This is a genomic window from Pseudomonas guariconensis (genome assembly GCF_040822035.1).
GTDB lineage: Bacteria > Pseudomonadota > Gammaproteobacteria > Pseudomonadales > Pseudomonadaceae > Aquipseudomonas > Aquipseudomonas guariconensis.
Window position 1 is genome coordinate 3524311 of sequence record NZ_CP162012.1, and the last position, 22255, is coordinate 3546565.

At 63.9% G+C, this 22255-nt stretch carries 20 protein-coding genes; 10 read left to right on the forward strand and 10 right to left on the reverse strand.

Annotation, left to right across the window (positions count from 1 at the left end; all coding sequences use genetic code 11):
* Positions 1-176 precede the first annotated feature (176 nt).
* The 4 genes from AB1N67_RS16235 to AB1N67_RS16250 all read left to right on the forward strand — a co-directional run bounded on the left by AB1N67_RS16235 (position 177) and on the right by AB1N67_RS16250 (position 4234).
* Positions 177-1490: a C4-dicarboxylate transporter DctA gene (locus AB1N67_RS16235; RefSeq protein WP_043213472.1), complete on the forward strand. Its 1314-nt coding sequence runs from the start codon at positions 177-179 to the stop codon at positions 1488-1490.
* A gap of 62 nt (positions 1491-1552) precedes the next feature.
* A complete protein-coding gene (locus AB1N67_RS16240; protein WP_070573979.1) occupies positions 1553-2257 on the forward strand; it encodes a FadR/GntR family transcriptional regulator in 705 nt (234 codons plus the stop codon).
* A 14-nt stretch (positions 2258-2271) separates the two neighbouring features.
* On the forward strand, positions 2272-2961 hold the full coding sequence (locus AB1N67_RS16245; RefSeq protein ID WP_090346903.1) for a GntR family transcriptional regulator: 690 nt from the start codon (positions 2272-2274) through the stop codon (positions 2959-2961).
* Between the two features lie 208 nt (positions 2962-3169).
* Entirely contained in the window at positions 3170-4234 is a 1065-nt protein-coding gene (locus tag AB1N67_RS16250) for a hypothetical protein (RefSeq protein WP_102082778.1), read from the forward strand.
* Between the two features lie 13 nt (positions 4235-4247).
* Here AB1N67_RS16250 and AB1N67_RS16255 read toward each other — a convergent pair whose 3' ends face one another.
* Positions 4248-4676 (reverse strand): PACE efflux transporter, encoded by a 429-nt coding sequence (locus AB1N67_RS16255; RefSeq protein WP_043213463.1) that lies wholly within the window; start codon positions 4674-4676, stop codon positions 4248-4250.
* Positions 4677-4777: 101 nt separating this feature from the next.
* Between AB1N67_RS16255 and AB1N67_RS16260 the strand changes: the two genes are divergently transcribed.
* Together AB1N67_RS16260 and mcpA are read left to right on the forward strand one after the other, a co-directional pair.
* Positions 4778-5656: a LysR family transcriptional regulator gene (locus AB1N67_RS16260; RefSeq protein ID WP_043213461.1), complete on the forward strand. Its 879-nt coding sequence runs from the start codon at positions 4778-4780 to the stop codon at positions 5654-5656.
* 148 nt (positions 5657-5804) lie between these two features.
* A complete protein-coding gene (gene mcpA / locus AB1N67_RS16265) occupies positions 5805-7691 on the forward strand; it encodes a methyl-accepting chemotaxis protein McpA (RefSeq protein ID WP_182815879.1) in 1887 nt (628 codons plus the stop codon).
* 153 nt (positions 7692-7844) lie between these two features.
* On the opposite strand, the gene AB1N67_RS16270 is transcribed toward mcpA, so the two are convergent.
* From AB1N67_RS16270 to AB1N67_RS16280, 3 genes are read right to left on the reverse strand one after another with little or no spacing between them, the layout of a single operon-like run.
* Positions 7845-8909, reverse strand: a complete 1065-nt coding sequence (locus AB1N67_RS16270; RefSeq protein ID WP_043215880.1) for a membrane protein — start codon at positions 8907-8909, stop codon at positions 7845-7847.
* 58 nt (positions 8910-8967) lie between these two features.
* Entirely contained in the window at positions 8968-9345 is a 378-nt protein-coding gene (locus tag AB1N67_RS16275; RefSeq protein ID WP_043215883.1) for a RidA family protein, read from the reverse strand.
* Positions 9335-10495: an FAD-binding oxidoreductase gene (locus AB1N67_RS16280; protein WP_289717626.1), complete on the reverse strand. Its 1161-nt coding sequence runs from the start codon at positions 10493-10495 to the stop codon at positions 9335-9337. Before AB1N67_RS16280 ends, AB1N67_RS16275 begins: the two co-directional genes overlap by 11 nt.
* 112 nt (positions 10496-10607) lie before the next feature.
* Between AB1N67_RS16280 and AB1N67_RS16285 the strand changes: the two genes are divergently transcribed.
* Positions 10608-11231: a helix-turn-helix domain-containing protein gene (locus tag AB1N67_RS16285; protein WP_090344011.1), complete on the forward strand. Its 624-nt coding sequence runs from the start codon at positions 10608-10610 to the stop codon at positions 11229-11231.
* A 140-nt stretch (positions 11232-11371) separates the two neighbouring features.
* Positions 11372-12157: a sulfite exporter TauE/SafE family protein gene (locus AB1N67_RS16290; RefSeq protein WP_043215886.1), complete on the forward strand. Its 786-nt coding sequence runs from the start codon at positions 11372-11374 to the stop codon at positions 12155-12157.
* Between the two features lie 74 nt (positions 12158-12231).
* Here the strand turns inward: AB1N67_RS16290 and AB1N67_RS16295 are convergent, their stop codons facing one another.
* From AB1N67_RS16295 to AB1N67_RS16315, 5 genes are all read right to left on the reverse strand, one after another.
* Complete coding sequence (locus tag AB1N67_RS16295; RefSeq protein WP_367863228.1) at positions 12232-12768, reverse strand: histidine phosphatase family protein; 537 nt, start codon at positions 12766-12768, stop codon at positions 12232-12234.
* 36 nt (positions 12769-12804) lie between these two features.
* A complete protein-coding gene (locus AB1N67_RS16300) occupies positions 12805-13137 on the reverse strand; it encodes a DUF3325 domain-containing protein (RefSeq protein ID WP_043215896.1) in 333 nt (110 codons plus the stop codon).
* Complete coding sequence (locus AB1N67_RS16305; RefSeq protein ID WP_367863229.1) at positions 13134-14663, reverse strand: PepSY-associated TM helix domain-containing protein; 1530 nt, start codon at positions 14661-14663, stop codon at positions 13134-13136. Before AB1N67_RS16305 ends, AB1N67_RS16300 begins: the two co-directional genes overlap by 4 nt.
* Positions 14660-14947 carry a hypothetical protein gene (locus AB1N67_RS16310; RefSeq protein ID WP_043215894.1) on the reverse strand — a complete coding sequence of 96 codons (288 nt, stop codon included), beginning with the start codon at positions 14945-14947 and terminating at the stop codon, positions 14660-14662. Before AB1N67_RS16310 ends, AB1N67_RS16305 begins: the two co-directional genes overlap by 4 nt.
* Before the next feature lie 76 nt (positions 14948-15023).
* Entirely contained in the window at positions 15024-17264 is a 2241-nt protein-coding gene (locus tag AB1N67_RS16315; protein ID WP_148921632.1) for a TonB-dependent siderophore receptor, read from the reverse strand.
* Positions 17265-17650: 386 nt separating this feature from the next.
* Here AB1N67_RS16315 and AB1N67_RS16320 point away from each other — a divergent pair, with 386 nt between their 5' ends.
* Together AB1N67_RS16320 and AB1N67_RS16325 are read left to right on the forward strand one after the other, a co-directional pair.
* Positions 17651-18934 carry an arsenic transporter gene (locus tag AB1N67_RS16320; protein WP_090344002.1) on the forward strand — a complete coding sequence of 428 codons (1284 nt, stop codon included), beginning with the start codon at positions 17651-17653 and terminating at the stop codon, positions 18932-18934.
* Between the two features lie 144 nt (positions 18935-19078).
* Positions 19079-20296 (forward strand): MFS transporter, encoded by a 1218-nt coding sequence (locus tag AB1N67_RS16325; protein ID WP_367863230.1) that lies wholly within the window; start codon positions 19079-19081, stop codon positions 20294-20296.
* A gap of 6 nt (positions 20297-20302) precedes the next feature.
* On the opposite strand, the gene AB1N67_RS16330 is transcribed toward AB1N67_RS16325, so the two are convergent.
* Positions 20303-22120 (reverse strand): ABC transporter ATP-binding protein/permease, encoded by a 1818-nt coding sequence (locus AB1N67_RS16330; RefSeq protein ID WP_090343998.1) that lies wholly within the window; start codon positions 22118-22120, stop codon positions 20303-20305.
* Positions 22121-22255: the final 135 nt, after the last annotated feature.

A 22255-nucleotide genomic window follows, 5' to 3' on the forward strand; every position in this document is an offset into this window, starting at 1 on the left:
GGCGCCGAAAAGCGCCAACTGGTCAGACCGGTAAGGCCAAAAAACCTTGCAAAAGGGCTTTTTTCGCGGTTTTATGATCCCGCACTGACCATACCGGTAAGACCACAATAATTAAGTCCTGCGCTCTTTCGCCGTCGCCGGCACCGAAGCAAGGACACCGATCAGAGATCCCTCCCATGCTCAAATGGTGCTCGCGTTCGATCTTCCTCCAAGTCGTGCTAGGCCTCGCCCTTGGCATCGCTTGTGGCCTCAGCTTCCCCGAAGTGTCCCTGCAGCTAAAACCCTTGGGTGACGGCTTCATCAAACTGATCAAGATGCTCATCGGTCTGATCGTCTTCTGCGTGGTGGTCAGCGGCATCTCCGGCGCGGGCGATCTCAAGAAGGTCGGGCGCATTGGCTTGAAGTCAGTGATCTACTTCGAAGTGCTCACCACCATCGCCTTGGTGATCGGGTTGGTGTTCGCCTTCACCAGCGGTATCGGCAGCGGCGCCAACATCCATCTTGAACAGTTGTCCAGCGCCGACGCCGCCAGCCTGGCCGAACGCAGCCAGCACATCCACGGCGCCACGGCCTTCTTCATGGATTTGATCCCGACCTCGGTGATCGGCGCCTTCGCGGACAACAACATCCTTCAAGTCTTGCTGTTCTCGGTACTGTTCGGCAGCGCACTGAATCTGGTGGGCGAATCCGCCTCCGGCATATCGCGGCTGATCAACGAACTCAGCCATGTGGTGTTCCGCATCATGGGCATGATCGTGCGCCTGGCACCGCTGGGCGTGTTCGGCGCCATCGCCTTCACCACCAGCAAGTACGGTCTGGAGTCGCTGCAGCACTTGGGCGGCCTGGTCGCGCTGTTCTACCTCACCTGTGCGGGCTTCGTGCTGATCATCCTCGGCACCGTAATGCGCCTGTCGGGCCTGAAGCTGCTGCCGTTCATCAAATACCTGCGTGAAGAGCTGACCATCGTGCTGGGCACCGCCTCCTCCGACGCCGTGCTGCCACAGATCATGCGCAAGCTCGAACACTTGGGTATCGGCAGCTCCACTGTGGGTCTGGTGATCCCTACCGGGTATTCCTTCAACCTCGATGGTTTTTCCATCTACCTGACCCTGGCAATCGTGTTCATCGCCAACGCCACGGGCACGCCGCTGGCCATGACCGACCTGCTGACCATTCTGCTGGTATCGCTGGTGACGTCAAAAGGCGCACACGGCATCCCAGGCTCAGCCTTGGTGATCCTCGCAGCCACCCTCACCGCGGTACCGGCCATTCCTGTGGTGGGCTTGGTGCTGGTGCTGGCGGTGGACTGGTTCATGGGCATTGGCCGGGCATTGACCAACCTGATCGGCAACTGCGTCGCTACCGTGGCCATCGCCCGCTGGGAGCGAGACATCGACCTGGAGCGTGCCAACAACGTGCTGGCCGGTAAGCCGGGCTTCGCCCCGACCCCGCGCAAGCAACCCCCTCATGCACACCAGCAGGAATTTTGAAAACCGCAGCGGCCGGCACTGAGCCGGCCGCCAGGAGACATGATGCAACTAGGGAGCGAACCGTGATCAGCTCATCAACCGTCGTCAACTCAGTGGTGGAGAAACTCCGCCAGGCCCTGGCCAGCGGTCAGTGGCGCACTGGCGAAATGTTACCCGGCCAGCGCGAGCTGGCCGAACAGCTGGGCATCAGCCGTCCCAGCCTGCGCGAAGCCGTGACTGTGCTGGAAACCCTTGGCCTGGTGCGCTCGATGCCAGGCAAAGGCGTGCTCGTACTCGATGCCGAGGCCGCCGGGCAAGAGCCGGCCAGCGATACCGTGGCAGCCGCAAGCCTGGCCGATGTGCTGGAGCTGCGCTACACCCTCGAGCCGTTCATCGTCGGTCTGGTCGCCCAGTCAGCCAACAGCCAGGACATCGGCCAACTGCGCCTGACCCTGATGGATATGCGCGAGGCATTGGAAGCCGGCGACAGCGAAGCCGGTGTCAACGCCTACATCGCCTTCCACGAGGCGTTGTTCGGCCTGACTACCAACCCGATCTTCCAGAGCGTGGTGCAGCAGACCGGCAATGCGCTCAAGCAGAGCACAGAAATGCTGCGCAACTCTCCGGAGCACCTGGCCGCACGACTGACTGAAAATGAAGCGGTGGTACGCGCCATCCGTGACAAGAACAGCGCCCAGGCCAGTGCCCAGATGCGCCGGCATATCCTCGAAGAAGGCCAGCGCATGGGCATCGAGCTGAACATTCCCGACGAACACCCGGGTCAATGACCCAAGGAGCGACCATGACTGCCTGCGCCCACGCCGCCCCTCGCCTGCCAGCCCTGCTCGCCAACGGAGAAACCCGTCTTTCGGCCGAGCAGATCTATCCACGTCTGTTCGATGCCATCCTCGAGCAGCGCCTGCCGCCCGGCAGCGCCCTCCCCGAGCAGGCGCTGGGCAATGCCTTCGGCGTTAGCCGCACGGTGATCCGCCGGGTGCTCGGGCGCCTGTCCGACCAGCAGGTGGTGGTGCAGCGCCCCAGCCATACCGCCCACCTAGCCACCCCCGATCCCCAGCAGGCGCGCCAGGTCCTCAGCGCCCGGCGTCTGGCCGAAACCACGCTGATCAGCCTGGCCACCCAACGCGCCCGGCCCACGCAGATCCGCCAATTACGTCAACTGGTCGAGCGCGAGCGCCTGCACCATGAACGCGGCGAGCGCTGCACGGCGATCCGCCTGGGCGGCGAATTCCACCTCAAGCTTGCGCAAATGGCCGCCAACGCACCGCTGGCGCGCTTTCTCAACGGCCTGGTGCCCATGACCTCGCTGATCATCGCCCGCTATGAGTCGCCCTGCTGCGAGCACTGCGCCTGGCAGGAGCACGCCGCGATCATCGATGCCGTGGAAAACGGCGATATCGATGCCGCCCTGGCCCTGATGAATGAACACCTGGACCATCTGGAAGCCAAGCTTGACCTGGGCGCCCCAACCTGACACCAGCCCTTCTTCTCCCGGCCGCTCGTACAGCGCGAGTGGCGATCGCTGTGGGAGCGGGCTCACCCGCGGATGCGGTAGAGGCCGCCTCGCGGGTAGACCCGCTCCCATCATTGCAGGGCTGCACGATGGACTGCACAGCGGCCCCTGGTTGCCCCTGCCTATACTTCGGTAACAAACCCGCCTTTGCCCCAGGAAGGCCAGCCGCGTGAACACGCGTACCCTGCTCCTGCTGTCGTGCCTACTGCTGACCTTCGCCGGGTGCGCGGTCAAGCGCCCCCCTGCCCCGCCACCGCCTGTGACCATGACGCCGGCCCTGTGGCAACGGATCGACCAGGAACTGATCGAAGCCTCGGTGGCCGCTACCGGCTCGGCAAATGACTATGCAAGGCGTTCGATGCGGGTCTGGAAAGACCAAGTGCAACGACGCACCGAAAGCGATTTCATCCCTTGGTTCACCGGCTACTGGACGCAGCAATGGCTGACGCTCAAAGTCGCCTGGTACAAGATGAACAGCGGCAAGGGTGCCGAGCCGCCCGAACGGCGCCTGGCGATGTACCTGCAGGAGCAATACCACAAGCGGGTGATAGAACCGGTCGCCGAACAGATCAACCCCGAGGGGATCCGCGACCGCGCCAGCGAGTTGTACCTGCAGCTGTTCGGCCAGCAACTGCCGACCATCATCCAGCGCTACAACGCGCCGCCCGACCAGGTCAGCCAGCGGCTTAACCGCATCAAGATCATCGCCCTGGGACCACCGGCTGCCCGCGATGCCACCCTCTATCAATTGCTCAGGGCCCAATCCTTGGCTCAGCAACCTGCCTGGCAGGCGCTGCGCCAGCACTTGCACCAACAAGCGGCCAAAGCGCCTGGGCAAACCGAGGCCGGGTTGTCTTCGGTGGCCAACCGGGCCAGCGAGAAACTCGGCGCCACCCTGGCGCCACGAGGTATCGCCAGTGCCGTCGCCGCGGCCGTGGGCAAGGCAGCCGGGACCTTGATTTCCCTGGCGGCGGCCGGCTACGGCATGGTCACCCACGACCAGGAGCACCCGCAGATGGTCGAACAACTGCGGGTGATATTGAATGTGGCGCTGAACGAGGAATGGCACGATTTGATGGAGAATCGCCAGAGTGGTGCGATGTCGGGCGTGTACTACCTGTCCGGCCAAGTCGAGGACAGCCTGCTGGCCAGCGCCCCGAAGCCGCAAGAACAACAACTGCAGCAAGCGCCGGTGCAAGAGCAGGAGCCCCTGCTGATTCGATTGCCGCCCTGACGCAATCGCTCGCTCAAGCAGTCGCCATCGCCGAGGTCGGTAACCCGAATACCCGATCGAAGGCCCAGTTGTAGGCAAAGGTGTAGCACGGGATGAGGATGATGAAGGCCAGGTCCACCAAGAAGGCCTCGAGCAAAGTCATGTCCAGCCACCAAGCGATGAGCGGGATCAGGTACACGATCAGCGTCAACTGGAAACCGACGGCATGGGCGATGCGCCGTGCCACACTGCGGCCGCGTTTGGCCTGGCGGCTTTCCCACCACTCGAACAGGGTATTGAAAATCAGGTTCCAGATCATCGCGATGGTGGTGATCATCACCGCCAACGGCCCGGTGTGGCTGGCCTGGGTACCGGAAAGATAGGCCAGCCCCAGGGTCGACATGCACAGGCCGATCAGTTCATAGAAGGTCACATAGACCAGTTTTCGTTTGAATCCTTGCACGGTTTTCTACCCCTGGTGAATCACGAAGTGGCCAAAGGATGAATCAATCGACTTGACAGTAGAAGTCGGCAGCTTTCAGATTTACTGACAGGAGGCTGCCTATGAATTTTTCCAGCGACAACATCCAGCTGTTTCTCGCCGTGCTCGATCGCGGCTCCTTCTCGGCCGCCGCGCGAGCTTTGCAGCGCGTCCCATCGGCGGTGAGCATGGCCATCGGCAATCTTGAGGCGGAGCTGGGCTACCCCTTGTTCGAGCGGGGTGCCCGCGAAGCACGTCCCACCGCGCAGGCCCGTGCCCTGGAGCCCCATGCGCGGTTGATCGCCGAGCAGTTGGGGTTGTTGCAAGCCCATGCGCTGGAATTGTCCCAAGGGCTGGAAAGCCGCCTGGCCATCGCCGTGGTGCCGAACATCGACCAGCGCCGATTGCTCACCGCCATCGCCACCTTGAGCGAGCGCTATCCCCTGCTGGACATCGAACTGCTTGCCGCTCCCCAAGAAGAAGCGTTGCACCTGCTCGATAGCGGCCGGGTCAGCCTGTGCATGGCCTTCGCCGGATTGCAGGTCGACCCTCGCCGCAGCTTCCAGCACGTTGCGGTGGAGCCTTTGGTCGCCTCCTTGGCCCCGCACCATCCGGCGTTGCGCAGTGGGCGCATCCACAATCTGGAGGACCTGTTCGATGTGCGCCAGATACTGGTGTGCAGCCGCGATCTGCCGTTGTCCGACCCGCGCTCGCTGATCAGTGCAACCCATTGGCGCTGTAACAGCCTCGACCTGGCCATGCAGATCGTCGAAGCCGGCCTTGGCTGGGGGGACTTTCCATTGGCCCGCGCCGCCCCGCTGTTCGCAGCCGGCCGGTTGGTGCGCCTGGATTTTCGCAACACCCAGAACGCCCTGGAACTGCCAGTGCGGGTGTTCTGGCTCAAGCAACAGCCCCTAGGCCAGGCGGCGCGCATTCTGGTGGAGCTATTGGCGACACGCTGAGTGCGGCCATGTTCTGCGCGATTCGTCGGCTCTACGACGTATGGTTCATCAATTTTTGTAGGAACCGGCCGATACCGAGGTGACAGGTACCGCCCATCGCGCCAAAAGCGTGCGGCGTCCTCCCTTCATTGGTCCAAGGTCTCGAAACATGAACCTGAAATTCCGCCACAAGATCCTGCTCAGCGCCTGCGCCGTGGTCGTCCTGGCATTTGCCCTGTTCACCCTCTACAACGACTACCTGCAACGCAACATCATCCGCCAGAACATCGAGTCGTCTGTTCGCCAGGCCGGCGCGCAGACTGCCAGCAGCGTGCAGAACTGGATGTCCGGACGCATCCTGGTACTTGAGAACCTCGCCCAGGACATCGCCCAGCAGGGCGCCGGCGAAACACTGCCCGGCCTGGTCGACCAGCCTTCCTACACCAATAACTTCCAGTTCACCTACTTCGGTCAGAACAATGGCGTGTTCACCCAGCGTCCGGACGCCAAGATGCCTGATGGCTACGACCCGCGCCAACGGCCTTGGTATAGCGCCGCGGTGGCCGCCAACCAGACCATGCTGACCCCGCCCTACCAGGCGTCCGTCGGTGGTCTGGTGGTCACCATCGCGATGCCGGTCAAGGCCAAGAGCACCGGCGAGCTGCTGGGTGTGGTCGGCGGTGACCTGAGCCTCAACACCCTGGTGGACATCATCAACGCCGTGGACTTCGGCGGCATCGGCCACGCCTTCCTCGCCGATCGCAACGGCCAGGTCATCGTCAGCCCCGACAAGGATCAGTTGATGAAGAACCTCAAGGACATCTACCCCGATGCCGCCTTGAAGGTCGAGCCAGGCATGCAGGACGTCACCCTCAACGGCCAGGATCGAATCATCTCCTTCGCTCCGGTCGAAGGCCTGCCTTCGGCGCAGTGGTACATCGGTCTGTCCATCGACAAAGACAAAGCCTACGCCGCACTGAGCCAGTTCCGTACCTCGGCGATCATCGCCATGCTCATCGCCGTGGCTGCCATCGCCGGCCTGCTGGGCCTGCTCATCCCGGTGCTCATGCGTCCGCTGACCACCATGGGCCGCGCCATGCAGGACATCGCCGAAGGCGAAGGCGACCTGACCCGCCGCCTGGCGGTGCAGCACAAGGACGAGTTCGGCGAGCTGGCCACGTCGTTCAACCGCTTCGTCGAGCGCATCCACGCCTCGATCAGCGAGGTGTCCTCGGCCACCCGCCTGGTGCATGACCTGTCGGAGAAGGTGGTTCACGCCTCCAATGCTTCGATCATCGGCTCCGAGGAGCAGAGCATGCGCACCAACAGCGTCGCCGCGGCGATCAACCAGCTGGGCGCAGCCACCCAGGAAATCGCCCGCAATGCCGCCGACGCCTCGCAACACGCCAGCGGCGCCAGCGAGCAGGCCAACGACGGGCGTCAGGTGGTGGACGATGCGATCAACGCCATGACCGCGCTTTCGCAGAAGATCAGCGAGTCGTGCGAGCAGATCGAGACGCTCAACGCGAGCACCGACGAGATCGGCAAGATCCTCGACGTGATCAAGGGCATTTCCCAGCAGACCAACCTGCTGGCACTCAACGCCGCCATCGAGGCTGCTCGCGCTGGCGAGGCCGGGCGCGGTTTCGCCGTGGTGGCCGATGAAGTGCGCAACCTGGCCCACCGCACCCAGGAGTCGGCCGAAGAGATTCACCGCATGATCACCAGCCTGCAGGTGGGCTCGCGCGAGGCGGTGTACACCATGAACGAAAGCCAGGTGTCCAGCGAACAGACCGTGCAGGTGGCCAACCAGGCGGGTGAACGCCTGGCCAGCGTGACCCAGCGCATCGGCGAGATCGACGGCATGAACCAGTCGGTGGCCACCGCCACCGAGGAGCAGAGCGCAGTGGTCGAGAGCCTGAACCTGGACATCACCCAGATCAACAGCCTCAACCAGCAAGGGGTAGAGAACCTCAACGAAACCCTGCGCCATTGCGATGCCCTGAGCCAGCAGGCGGGGCGGTTGAAGCAACTGGTGGGCAGCTTCAGGATCTGAGGCGGGTCCTTCGCGGGTAGACCCGCTCCCACAGGTATCGCGCCGTTCTCAGGCTCGGCGCAGTACCCGTGGGAGCCGGCGCGGCCTCGCCTGCTCCTACCGATTCTGCGCAAAACCTGTGGGAATGGGTTTTGGCTGCGCAGCAGCCCCTCGTCAGGCCAGCGCCACCTTGCGCACCTTGCCCCGACGCACCCAGCCCAATAGCACCGCGGCCATCAGCACGAAGCCCAGGTAACCGAAGAAGGGATACACCTCGCCCACCAAGCTGATGAACCCAACCAGGCTGCACACGAACGCAGCCACCCCGGTCAATACCGCCCCCCAGCGAAACGTCGTCGTCCCGGCTGGCAACAGTCGCGACAGGAAGGAAAACAACGTCCCCACGGCCGTGTTGACGATCATTCCGAAGATGATCAGGCACATCACCATCCCCAGCAGCGGCGAAACTTCATTGGCGATCGACAACATCGGCATGGGCAGTTCGGCCACGCTATCCAGGCGCGACAGCAGCCCTGCACTCATCACCAACATCAGCCCCCCGAGCGCCGCGCCCCCGATAAGACCGCCCCAGATGGCCGTCTTCTCACCCTTGGCCGACCCACCGAGAATGGCCAGGATTGGCGCACCGGCCACGATGTTGTAGGACACATAGAGGAATGCCCCCAGCAACCAGTGCCGGGTGCCGGCCTCTTGCTGACTGGCCAAGTGGTCGAGTTCAGCGAAGCTCTGCTCGCGCGAGAGCACGGCGTACAAGGCAATCGCCGAGGCCACCAGAATCAACAGCGGGGTGATGGCGCCAATGGCGACGATCACCTTCTGCACATCCAGGCACACGATGGCCACCACCAGCACCGTCACCAGCACACTGCCCGCCAGGGCCGGCACGCCGAACTGCTGCTCGAGCAAGGCGCCACCACCAGCCAACATGACCACGGTGACGGCAAACATGAAAAAGGTGATCAGCCAATCGACGAACAACCCCAGGTGACGCCCGCAAATGGCCTGTATCACGTCCTTGTGGGACGTTGCCTGCTGGCGATTGCCCAGCCCCGCCAGGGCCATGCCCAGGAAGGTGAACAACGCGGCGCTGACCAACGCCCCGACCAAGCCCCAGATGCCAAAATCGACGAAGAACAGCAACAGTTCCCGTCCGGACGCGAAGCCCGCCCCCACGATCACGCCGATGAAGGCACCGGCGATCTTCAGCTGCTCTTGCATGTGAACCTCTGGCTTTATTGTTGTTGTCGTACAAAGGGGTGTCGTGCCCCGGCTCGCCTCAGTCCTGGCCGATGAACGCCTGCACTTCGATCTCCACATCCACCCCCAGCGCCAAGGCCGAGGCCACGGTCGAGCGTACCGGCAAGGCGTCGCCGAAGACTTCTTTGTAGACCTCGTTGAACCCCGCGAAGTGAGCCATGTCCGACAGCCATACCGTGGCCTTCACCACCTGATCGAAGCGTGCGCCACAGGCGGCCAGGCTTTCGCCGATGCGCTCGCAGACCGCGCGGGTCTGCGTCTGGATGTCACCGCGGACCACTTCACCGCTGGCGCTCATCGGCACCTGCCCGGACAGGAACAAAAAGCCGCCGGCCTTCACCGCGCGTGAGAACGGGAACGGCAGGCTGCTGGGAAAACGCTGGATGTCATTGCTCATGGGAATCTCCTATCACGGTTGTGGAAAAACGGCCCGGAGACAAACGCTCCGGTGAAACGCCCTGCGCCACTAGGCTTGGGCACAGGGGCACGCCCAGCAGCAGGTCAGCCGCCAGGCGCGACGCACCGGCGGCCGACTGGATGCCGTAGCCGCCTTGCGCCGCCAGCCAGAAGAACGCGGGCGTGCGTGGGTCGAAACCGATCACCAGGTCGCCATCGGCGACGAACGAACGCAGCCCCGCCCAGCTGTGGTTCGGACGTCGGATGTGCAACGTGGTCATGGCTTCGATGTTGTAGATGCCCAGGGCCACGTCCAGCTCCTCGGGCGCGGCATCCTGCGGCTCGACCGGATCGGCGTTGGCAGGCGAACCGAGCAACTGTCCGGCATCAGGCTTGAAGTAAAAACTTTCATCGACCCCGATCACCGCTGGCCAACGACTGAAGTCCTGCCCATCCGGGCCCGGGAAGGTAAAGGCACTGCGCCGGCACGGCTGCAGACCAACCTTGGCCACGCCACACAGCTCGGCCACTTGATCGGCCCAGGCGCCTGCGGCGTTGACCAACTGCCGGGCCTGCAGATGGCTGCCATCGGCCAGCTCCACCTCCCAGAGGTCGTCGAGGCGATAGGCCCGGGCCAGTTCGGCATTGCAACGCAGCTCGCCCCCGGCAGCGCGATAGCCGCGCAAAAAGCCCTGGTGCAAGGCATGCACGTCCAGGTCCATGGCACCGGGTTCATGCACTGCACCGGCGAGGATGCCCTCGCGCAAGCTCGGCACCAGGGCCAAGGCGCCCTCACGGTCGAGCAGGCTGACGTCGGTCCCGTTGGCCAGGTTCTGTGCGTAGGTGGTCTCGAGCAGTTCGCGTTGCTCGGTACTGGCGACATACAAACAGCCGCGTGGCTCGAGCAGCGGATGCTCGCAGAAGCCTTCCGGCGGATGCTCGTAGAACGCACGGCTGGCGCGGGTCAGGGCCTGGATCTGCGGCGTTCCGTAGGCCTCCATGAACATGGCGGCCGAACGGCCGGTGGCGTGATAGCCCGGCTGCATTTCCCGTTCGAGCAGCAGTACCCGGCCCTGACCGGCCAGGCGGTAGCCCAGGGAGGCACCGGCAATGCCCGCGCCGATGATCAAGGTGTCGTAGATCTGTGCCATGGGCGCTCCTGTCGCGCGAATTATCATTTATGAGAATTCTAATATATGAGAATTTCGGTTCGCGCAAGCGTCCAAGGTAAGATGCCGACCAAAGCCGCACACGAGAGTCCCGATGCCCGAAGACCGCACGTCCGCCGCCCAGCGCGCTGGCGCCCTCCCCCTGCTCGATCGCGCCGAGGTCGGCGCGCGCCTGCGCCAGGTACGCAAGGCGCAGCACATGACACTCAAACAACTGTCGGCGCTCAGTGGCGTACCGGTCTCCACCTTGTCGAAAATGGAACTGGCGCAGGTTTCGGTGAGCTACGAAAAACTGGCTGCCGCCGCCCGCGCCTTGAAGCTGGATATCGCCCAGTTGTTTCGTGCCAGCGGCCCGGTGGAGACGCCGGTGCCGGCGACCGTGGTGGTCGACTCGCTGCCCGCGGCCCCCGGTTACTCCACCGGCACCTATGACTACCATCCCATCGCTGGCGCCTTCCCTGAGCGCCGCATGACGCCCGCCTACGCCCGCATCATTGCGCGCGAACGTGGCCAGTTCGATGATTTCATCCGCCATCCGGGCCAGGAGTTCGTCCTGGTGCTGCGCGGTCGAGTGCGCATTCTGTTCGAAACGGGTGAAGCGGTGAGCATAGGCCCGCAGGAAACCGCCTATTTCGACAGCCAGGTCGGGCACATTTATCTGTCTGAAAGCGAAGACGGTGGGGATGCACAGGTGATGGTGGTCATGACCGACCGATGAACGGCCCCCCGGTTCATCCGTCCGGACGAAGCAAAAGACGCCCGGTTATAACCTAATAACGAACAAGTCTATTCGGTTATAAAAAAACCTTTATGCTGGCAGCCATCCGATCACGGGCAAGCTTGGGCGTCGAGTAGCGTATGGATGTAGGTTCTTTCGGTTTCACCATCGCGGGGCTGGTTGTAGGTTTCATCGTCGGCATGACCGGCGTCGGCGGTGGCTCGCTGATGACCCCCATCCTGCTCTGGTTCGGCATAAGCCCTGCCACTGCCGTCGGCACTGACCTGTTGTATGCGGCGATCACCAAGGCCAGTGGCGTCTGGGTCCATGCGCGCAACAAGAACGTCGACTGGAAGATCACCGGCCTGCTGAGCCTGGGCAGCGTGCCCGCGGCGGCGTTGACGCTGTGGTTCCTCCACACCTTGCATGCCGACACCTCCGCGCTCAACGCGGTGATCAAGCAAGGCCTGGCCGTGGTGTTGATCCTCACCGCCCTGGCCATCCTGTTCAAATCACGCCTGCAGGCCTTCGCCAGCCGCCACGCGGGCGATCACTACCACCTCAGCGACCGCAGCCTCAATACCCTTACCGTGCTCACGGGCGTGGTGCTGGGCGTGATGGTCACCCTGACGTCCATCGGCGCCGGCGCCCTGGGTACCGTGGCGCTGTTCCTGCTATATCCCTTCCTGGTCACTCGCCGCCTGGTGGGCACCGAGATCGCCCATGCCGTACCGCTCACGCTGGTGGCCGGCCTTGGCCATGCGGGCATGGGCAATATGGACTGGTCGCTGCTGGGCTACCTGCTGCTCGGCTCGCTGCCAGGCATCTACCTGGGCAGCCATCTCACCGGGCGTATTTCCGACCGTTTGCTACGCCCGTGCCTGGCGGGGATGCTGCTGCTGATCGGCTACAAGCTCGCGTTTTGAAAGGATGGGCGCGCGTCGCGCCCGTTTCGCAGGATCCTCAGACACCGGCGATATTCGTAGGCACTGGCAAGCGTTCAACCCAAACGCAACCGCCACTTCCCCGCCCGGCTCAAGTGCATGCGTGAAAGCGCTGGCACGTCGATAAGCGCAAAGGCCGCCAGCGGACAGCCAAGCACATGCACCATCGCTGCCCGCATCACCAGCGGATGCGTCACCGCCAGCCACTCTCCCGGCGTATCGAACGCCTCCAGCCAGCTCGCGACGCGCTGGCACAGATGCGCGACGGACTCACCGCCAGGGGGCGCGCAATGGGGGTCTTGCAGCCATTGAGCCAGCGCCTGCGGCTGCTCGGCCTGCAATGCCTTGAGCGCCACGCCTTGCCAGGCCCCCATGTCGCAGTCCGCCAGGACGGGCTCGACCATCGGGCGCGCCCCCAGGCCTGCACAGGTTTCTTGCGCCCGGCGCTCCGGCGCACTCAGAAAGCCGGTGCAGGCTGGAAGCGAGGGCCATTGAGCTACCGGCAAAATGTGCTCGTCAGGGCTGGGGAAACACCCGACCTTCTGGGCTGAGGTCAGGGCATGGCAGATGAGGGTCAGGCGCGCGGCTTTCACCAAGGGCTCTCGACATGAGGTGGGCCAGCTAGCCTATCAGACAAATGCCTGCCCCAGCCCCCACAGCGGCAGCAGCCCCACCAGACAGACCGACATGCGTGGCCAGTAAGGCAGCAGCATCACCAGCAACACCGCCGCCAGGGAGATCATCCCGAACCAAGCCACCGGCCCCATGGCCCATCCCCATGTCTGTGCGCACAACAACAGGCTGGCTGACAACCCTGCCCAACCGCCCCCTCGCAAGCCCAGGCGCAGCACGCGGGGACACGTGCGCCCCCATACCTGCTTGTAATGTCGCTCCAGCCCCTGGCACAGGCCTGTCATGCCCGCGTAGGCGAACAGCATCGCGCCGAGAATCATGCTCATCATCCCTCGGCCTCCATGGCCCGCCCTGCCTTCGCCTTGACCGGTGCCGGCGTGGCCCGCGCAACACGCAAGGCCACCAGGCCCAGTCCCACGCCCAGCACCATGCCGGTCACCTCCACGCCCAGCCGCAGATGATCCGCCGTGCCGGCAGATGCCCCCAGCACACCGAGCCCCATGCACAACAGCGCCGCCGCGCTCAACTGCTCGACCCAGGCGCGCTTGGCCGGGCGCAAGCCAGCATGCAGCAGGGCCAGCAACCAGCCGGCAAAGAACACCCGCACCTCCCAGGCTTCGCGCTGGGGCAGTTCGACCGGCAACAGGCGACTGGCCCACAACAAACCGGCGCAGGCTAGCAACAAGCCGCTGATGAACCCGGCATTGCACACCTCGGCCAGCCGATACCACCGGCGCGCTGAGGCCTCGGCCGTCGCATTGGTGTATTTGCGCCCACGCTTGATGCAAAACAGCACCAGGCCGCTGGCAATCATCGCGCAACTGACCAGGCCACAAACGAAGTACAACCAGCGCATGGGGTAGCCGCCGAACTGGGCAAAGTGCAGGCCGATCATTACCCGCTGGGTCAAAGGCGCCGGACGCAGCTCAGGGACATCGCTGAGCAGTTGGCCGCTCACCCCGTCGAAAACCATGGCCTGGCCCTTGGTCAGGGCAATGCGGTTGCCAAGCTCGGGACGGATCTCGATCCGAGCACCGGTGGTGTTCGGATGGCGGATGTTCAGCCCCCCGATCGGCCCCAAACGCGCCTGGGCCTGGGCCAGCAACGGGGCGATCTCGACCAGCTCTGCCGGCTGCCTGGCCGCGCGCTGCGGCGCCTCCTGGCGGCCGCTGCCCTGGGCCTGGAAGTAGGCACGAGGGTCGCCTTCGAACAAGGCATCGATCCCGGCCGGGATGTAGATCAGCATGAAGATCACCAACCCGGTGTAGGTGATCATCAGGTGGAACGGCAGCAACAGCACCGCACTGGCGTTGTGGAAATCCAGCCAGGACCGTTGTCCCTTGTTCGGGCGGAAGGTGAAGAACTCCTTGAAGAGCTTCTTGTGGATGACGATGCCAGTGACCAACGCCGCCAGCATCACCAGGGCCAGCGCACCGACCACGAAGATGCCCCAGTTGCGCGGCAAATCCAGCGTGAAGTGAAAGCGGAAGAAGAAGTTGCCGCCGACGCTGTCACGCACGTTGATCGGCTCGCCTGTCTGCGGGTCCAGTTGCACGCCGACACCATGGCGCCGGTCGCCGGTGGACACACGCAGGCCCGGCGAGCGCTCGGTCGGCAGGCTGATCCCCCAGTTGTCGGCCTTCGGCTGATGGGCCTGCAGGTAGGCAATGGCCCGCTCGGCGGCATCGGCCTGGGACACCTCACTGGCAGCGATCTCCGGCTGCATCCAGTGGTTGAGCTCCTTGTCGAACACCGCCAAGGTGCCGGTGAGGAAAATGGCGAACAGCAACCAGCCGAAGACCAGCCCGGCCCAGGTGTGCAGCCAGGACATGGATTGGGTGAAGCTGTTCTTCATGCCAGCCACTCCATCGCCTGGGGCCAGAAGCCCACCAGCGCCAGAGGCGCGGCCAGCCCCAGCGGCGCCCAGGCATGCAGGGCGTCGCGGCTGGCGAAGGCCCACAGGATCGCAGCGGTGTAGAACATGAACGACGCCAGCGTGGCGACGATTACCGCATCGCCCGGCGCCAGCGGTAGCAACCGTGCCAGGCAGGCCGTGGCGGCATAGGTGAAGGCGTAGCCGCCAAGCAGTGCAGCGGCGCTGCGCGAGAGAATGGCCAGCCAGGTGGGGTAGGTGTTCATCGATAGCTCCTAACGCCGCTCAGGTCGAAATGGGACTGACGCGCCGCGAGGGGCCGCACAGCGGCCCTCTTGCGTATCAGAACGAGATGTTCAGCGCCGCGAACACCGCACGCCCTGGCTGGTTGTAGGTGTTGGCCCCCGAGCTGCTGGCGTTGCCGCCGCGCAGGATCTGCTTGTCGAAGACGTTGTTCACGCCCACGCGCACGTCGTAGTTGGCGTTGAACTTGTAGCCTGCGCTCACATCCACCAGGCCGTAGGCGTCCACGTCCTGCTGGGCAGTTTTGTCGTAGTCCTGTTGAGTGCGGTAGTTGTAAGTCGGTGACTTCTGCTTGCCAAAGTAGGTACCCGCCACCTGGAACGACAGCTTGTCGGTCGCGCGCCAGTCTAGGGTGCTGTTGACGGTGTACTCGGGAATCACCGACAGCGGCTCGCCGGTGTCACGGTTGTCGTTGTCGAGCATCCAGGTCAGGTTGGTGTTCCAGTCCAGGCTCGGCGTCAGTGCCATGAAGAAGTTGCCCTCGATCCCTTCCACCCGCGCCTTGCCCGCGTTCTCCCACTGGGTCACGCGGCGCCCGCCATTGATGTCGTAGACCACGTCGGTGCCACCGATAATCTTGTTCTGGTAGTCGTTACGGAAGTAGGTCGCGCTGGTGCGCCAGGTGCCACGGTCGTACAGCAGGCCGATTTCCTTGTTGACGCTGATCTCGGGCTTGAGGTCGTCGTTGCCCTGCAGGTAGCAGCCACCGGAGTTGCTCTGCTGCGTGCTGCAACCGTTGCCGCGGCTGTAGAGCAAGTAGTTCGGGTTGGACTGGTACAGGTTCGGGGTCTTGTACGCCCGGGCGATACCGCCTTTGACACTCAGCGCATCGGTGAGCTTGTGCGACAGGTTCAGGCTCGGGCTGAAGTTGTCACCGAAGCGCTCGTGATGGTCGAAGCGCAGGCCCGGGGTGATGGTGGTATCGCCGACGATGATGTTGTCTTCGACGAACAACGCATAGCTACGGGCGGTCATCTTGGTGTCGCTGCGGTCGAAGCCAATGATCGTGTCGTCGCCGCCGCCGCTGGGGTCGAAGCTCTGCGGACGGAACGAGCCTTGGTCGTTGAGCGACTCATAGAGGTACTCGCCACCGAGGGTCAGCACATGCTCGGTGCTGCCCAGGGCGAACGGCAGGTTCACTTCGCTGCTCAAGCGTGTGTTGCGCAGGCGCGACATCGCCGAGCCGGCATCGTTGGGCGCCCCCTCGACGCTGCCGGCCAGGCCTTCGTTCAGGCGCCAGTTGCGCACGTACTCGTAGGCCAGCACGGTCTTGCTGGTCCCCCAGGTGAAGTCGCCCAGGTGGGTCAGGTCATAGGTGCCGCGCTGCATGACGTTGGTTTCATGGCCATACAGCTCGGACATAAGCTCCAGGTTGCCACCCCCGTTACTGTTCATGGTATCGCCGGCAAAGAGGTTGCCCTGGCGGCTGTAGCCGGCGCTGACTTCAAGGCGGTGCTCGTCGTTGAGCCTCCAGCTCAACAGGCCGTTGATGTCTTTGTTGCGCACCCCTTCCCGGCCGGCCACCAAGGCACTGTTGGCGTGATCGGCGTTGATGTCCAGGTCGTCGGCATCGGTCTTGGCCAGGCCGCCATAGAGGCGAAAACCCAGGTTCTCGGTCAGGCCGCCGCTGAGGTTGAAGTTGGCCCGTCGGCTGGCGCCTTCTGCACTGTCCTCAGGCAACTGGGTGAACAGGCTGACGTTGCCCTTGAATGCTTCGGTGGGGCGCTTGGTGATGATGTTCACCACACCACCCATGGCACCGGAGCCATAACGTGCTGCGGCCGGGCCACGAAGAATTTCGATGCGCTCGACGGCCTCTGCCGGCACCCAGTTGGTCTCGCCACGGGTGTCACGGTCGCCGTTCCAGCCGTAACGCACCGAGTTGCGGGCGCTGGAGGGCTTGCCGTCGATGAGGATGAGGGTGTTTTCCGGGCCCATGCCGCGCAGGTCGATCTGGCGGTTGTTGCCACGCGCGCCGCTGGCGCTGTTGCCGGTCAGGTTGACCCCAGGCTCGCGGCGGATGAGCTCGGACAGGTCATTGGCCGGCGGATGACGCTTGATGTCCTCCTCAGTGATGATCGACGAACCCAGCGCCTGACGAGCCTCGCGCTCGGCGGTGACCAGGGTGTCCTGGATCACCAGCGCATTGCTGTCGATCGGCACTTCCAGTACTTCACCGGCCGGCCTCTCCTCGGCCTGGGCCGCGGTCGCCACCATGGCTGGCGAGGCCAGCGCGACGAAGGCCAGGGCCAGGCTGTTGGGTGAAGTTCTGGGTTGCATGGGGCATCTCCTGCGGTTCATGGGCAAAGGCACGACCCGGCCCGCCAGCCGACGAGCCATCGCCCACCGACCTTGCAGGCAAATTGCCGGGTCCACAGGGAGGCTGAATATAATGATTCTCAAATGGGTTTAAATCTTATTTACGAAATTTACAGATTGCCGAGGAACTTTCAAACGCCTCAGCCGATGGCTCTACGACGGGGTAATCCACTCTCCTAAGAGGCGTCGCGGCGGCAAGGCCGTTGCCCGAATATATGAAATTCCATATATTTGTTTTTCCGCATATTTTGAAGCGATCGTTGTTGCATGCTCACGCCGTCCTATTTCCCCCAGCGCCTGGCAGACGAAACCGCCAGTGCGTCACCTGCTGCCAAGGAGCGCGCACGATGCTAGCTGCCGCCGCTGTCTTTCTGTTCACCTTGATTCTGGTCATCTGGCAACCCAAAGGCTTGGGTGTTGGCTGGAGCGCCAGCCTCGGCGCGTTGCTCGCCTTGCTGGTGGGTGCTGTATCGCTGCAGGATATCCCCACGGTCTGGGCGATCATCTGGAACGCCACTGCCACCTTCATTGCCATCATCATCGTCAGCCTGTTGCTGGACGAAGCGGGCTTCTTCGAATGGGCTGCCTTGCACGTGGCGCGCTGGGCGCGCGGCGACGGGCGACGCCTGTTCATGTTCATCGTGCTGCTGGGAGCGGCGGTATCGGCGCTGTTCGCCAACGATGGGGCCGCCTTGATCCTCACCCCGATCGTCATGTCCATGCTGATGGCCTTGCGCTTCTCCGGCGCGGCCACCCTGGCCTTCGTGATGGCCGCAGGTTTCATTGCCGATACGGCGAGCCTGCCACTGGTGGTGTCGAACCTGGTGAACATCGTCTCGGCCGACTATTTCGGCCTGGGCTTCTCGACCTATGCCTCGGTGATGCTTCCGGTCAACTTGGCTGCGGTGCTCGCCACCTTGCTGGTGCTGTTTCTGTACTTTCGGCGAGACATCCCGGCGCACTATGCGCTCGACGACCTCAAGCCCCCGGCCATGGCCATCCGCGACCGCGCCACCTTCCGCGTCGGCGTGTGGGTATTGGTCGCACTGCTGGCAGGCCTGTTCGTCCTGGAGCCGCTGGGTATCCCCATCAGTGCCGTGGCGGCAGCCTGCGCCGCCGTGCTGTTCATCGTGGCCGCCCGCGGTCATGTGATCGCCACCCGCCGCGTGCTGCGCGAAGCGCCCTGGCAGATCGTGGTGTTTTCCCTGGGGATGTACCTGGTGGTCTACGGCCTGCGTAACGCCGGGCTGACCGACTCGCTCACCGCCCTGCTCGATCGCCTGGCCGCCCAAGGCCTGTGGGCTGCCACTCTGGGCACCGGGTTGGTCGCAGCGCTGCTGTCTTCGGTGATGAACAACATGCCCAGCGTACTGATCGGCGCCCTGTCGATCCATGCCAGCGACGCTCAAGGCGTAGTGCGCGAGGCGATGATCTACGCCAACGTCATCGGCTGCGACCTGGGCCCGAAGATCACCCCGATCGGCAGTCTGGCAACCCTGCTGTGGCTACATGTGCTGGCGCGCAAAGGCGTGCGTATCACCTGGGGCTACTACTTCAAGGTCGGCATCCTGCTGACCCTGCCGGTGCTGCTTGTCACCCTCTCGGCATTGGCCTTGCGGCTAAGCCTCTGAGCCCGAAAGTCCTGCGATGCCGCCGGCTCACGTGGCAGCACACCTGCGCCTTGGCCACTCACGTTATCTCAATCGCCAGTCCCCATGTCCTACAGTGAATACGGTCGCGTCCATTCGGACGCGGCACGGATTCCGAGGTCTGCGATGCGTGGCGCTGACGACTTCGATTCATCACCGCCCAGCCGGGCACTCCCCTCCATCCCCCGCAGCGTCTGGGCATTGGGCTTCGTCTCGATGTTCATGGACATCTCGTCGGAGATGATCCACGCCTTGCTGCCGCTGTACATGGTGTCGGTGCTGGGCACATCGGTGGTGGCGGTGGGGTTAATCGAGGGCGTGGCCGAGGCGACGGCGTCGATCACCAAGGTGTTTTCCGGCGCGCTCAGCGACTGGCTGGGCAAACGCAAGCTGCTCACTGTGCTCGGCTATGGCCTGGCGGCCTTGACCAAACCGGTCTTTCCATTGGCCTCAGGCCTGGAATGGCTGACCGCAGCGCGTTTCGTCGACCGTATCGGCAAGGGAATTCGCGGAGCACCGCGTGATGCACTGATCGCCGATATCACGCCGACTGGGCTGCGCGGCGCGGCTTTCGGCCTGCGCCAGGCGCTGGACACCGTGGGCGCCTTTGTCGGGCCGCTGCTGGCGATCGCGCTGATGTGGCTGACCGCCAGCCACTTCCAGATAGTGTTCTGGGTGGCGGTGATTCCAGCGTTCTTCGCCGTCTTCGTGCTGATCGCCTGCGTCCACGAGCCCGACGCCCCTACCCCTGGGCGGGCGGTGCGCTCGCCATTGGCACTGGACGAACTGGCGCGACTGGGCCCGGCGTACTGGCGGCTGATCGGTCTGGTCATGGTGTTCACCCTGGCGCGTTTCAGCGAGGCCTTCTTGCTCCTGCGCGCCCAGGACATGGGCCTGGCGCCACTCTGGGCACCGGCGGTGCTGGTGCTGATGGCCTTGGCCTATTCGCTGTCGGCCTACCCCGCGGGTGCGCTGTCGGACCGCGTCGGCCGCCGGGGCGTGCTGATGATGGGGCTGGGCTTGCTGATTGCCGCCGACCTGGCGCTGGCCTTGTTGCCGGGCTGGGCCGGGCTGGCATTGGGAGTGGTGGTGTGGGGGCTGCATCTGGGCTTCACCCAAGGCATCTTCAGTGCCTTGATCGCCGACAGCGCACCGGCGAACCTACGCGGCACGGCATTTGGCCTGTTCAATCTGCTGTCGGGTGTGGCCCTGCTGATTGCCAGCGTGATGGCCGGCCTGCTGTGGGATGGGGTCGGCTACCAGGCGACGTTTCTGGTCGGCGCCGCGTTCGCCAGCGCCACCCTCGCCGGGGTGGCGCTGCTGCGTGGCGCGAGCGCGGGCTGAGCCCCGCTAAGCCAGCACGTCTTGGGTCGGCTGCTGTTCAAGCAACGACCAAGCACCCTGCCCATCCATTTCCAGGCGGTGAGTGTGGAACGTCGCCAGCGTGCTGCGGTGTCCGACACTGACCAGCAAGGTGTCAGGCATTTCGGAGCGCAGCAATGAATACAACGCATGCTCCAGCCCTTCATCCATCGCTGAGGTGGACTCGTCGAGGAACACGACCTGTGGCCGGTTGAACAACAACCGTGCGAAGGCCAGGCGCTGCTGCTCGCCCACCGAGAGAATGTTCGACCAATCGTTGCTGACCTCCAGGCGCTCGGCCAGGTGGGCCAGGTTGACTTGACGCAGGGCCTGTTGCATGCGCGCATCGTCTGCGGCTGTCGCAGGCGCGGGATAAGCAATAGCGGTCCGCAAGTCACCCAACGGCACGTATGGGCGCTGCGACAGGAACAACGCCTGGTTGCCCAGCGGCCGTCTGACCTCACCCTCGGCGTAAGGCCACAGGCCAGCCAGGGCGCGCAGCAAGGTGGTTTTGCCGCTGCCCGAAGGCCCTTTGATCAACAGCGCCTGGCCGGCACGCAGACGCAGGTCCAAGTCGGCGATCAGCGTATGGCCGTCCGGGCGCAATACCTGCAAGCCGGCGATCTCCAGCCCCTGCGCCTGCTCCTGGGTGGTGACCCGAGGAAGCGTGCTGGCCTGTTGGTTGGCGTCGAGAAACCCGGTGAGACGGTCAAGAGTGGCGCGATATTGAGCAAACGTGTCGTAGGACTCACGGAAGAACGACAGCGAATCCTGAACCTGGCCGAACGCCTGGGAGGTCTGCATCACATCCCCAAGCTTGATCGCCCCACTGAAGAACCGCGGCGCCTGGAGAATGAACGGAAACACCACGGCGACCTGGCTGATGCCCAGGTTGAAGCCGTTGAACTTCAGGCTCCGATAGACCAGCGCCCAGACGTTGACGATCAGTGCGCCAAAGCGTCCCAGCAAGGTCCCCCGCTCGACCTGAGCACCCTGGTAGAAAGCGATGTTCTCGGCGTTTTCACGCAGGCGCATCAGGGCATAACGGAAGTTCGCGGTGAGTTTTTCATTCAAGAAATTCAGGCGGATCAGCGGCCGCCCGAGGCGAAATGCGATCCACGTGGCGACGATCACATACAGGTACACCGCAAATACCATCGCCCGGGGGATTTCCACCCCACCCAGCGTCAAGGGCGCCGACAGCCCCCACAGAATCGCGGTGAACGCCACCAGCGAGACCAGCGCACTGACGGCGCCCAAGGCCAAGGACACCGAACCTGTGACGAACGCGTTGACGTCCAGTTCGATACGCTGGTCAGGGTTGTCCACCGGCTCGGCGAGAAACCGCCCGCGGTAATAGGCATCGCCCTTCATCCAGTCTGCGGTCAGGCGCTCGGTGAGCCAGACACGCCAATCAATGTTGAACGCCTGGGTGACGTAATAGGTGAACAGCGAGCGCAGCACATGGATGGTGGCCAGCACCGCGAACACGCCCAGCAGGTACCAGAAGGCTGTCTGGTCCAGGGCCTGCAAGGCGCTGTAGAAGCCGTTGTACCAGAACGAGAACAGCACGTTCAGGCGCACCGAGAACAGCGTCAGCACCAGCAACAGGGCAAACACCAACAGCGGGCGCCAACTGCGTCTGAAACTGAAGTAAGGCCCGGCGAGGGACCAGAATTGACGCCCCCAACGCGTAAAACGCACCGCCAAAGCGCCAGCGGCGGTGAAACCGATGAGGGTGATGATGGAGGCGATTGCGAGCCAGCTCAGGCTTTCTTGCAGGGCCTGGTGCCAGTTCATGTCCATAGCGGGGTATCCATTTGCGAGGTTTTTGCGAGCGTAGCATTCCCCGACGATTTATCTGGCATCCATGACGGACTTTTCATGTTTGCCAGGCGCCAATCGCGGGACACGTCGAAGCGCCTAACCTGCGCCCCGACT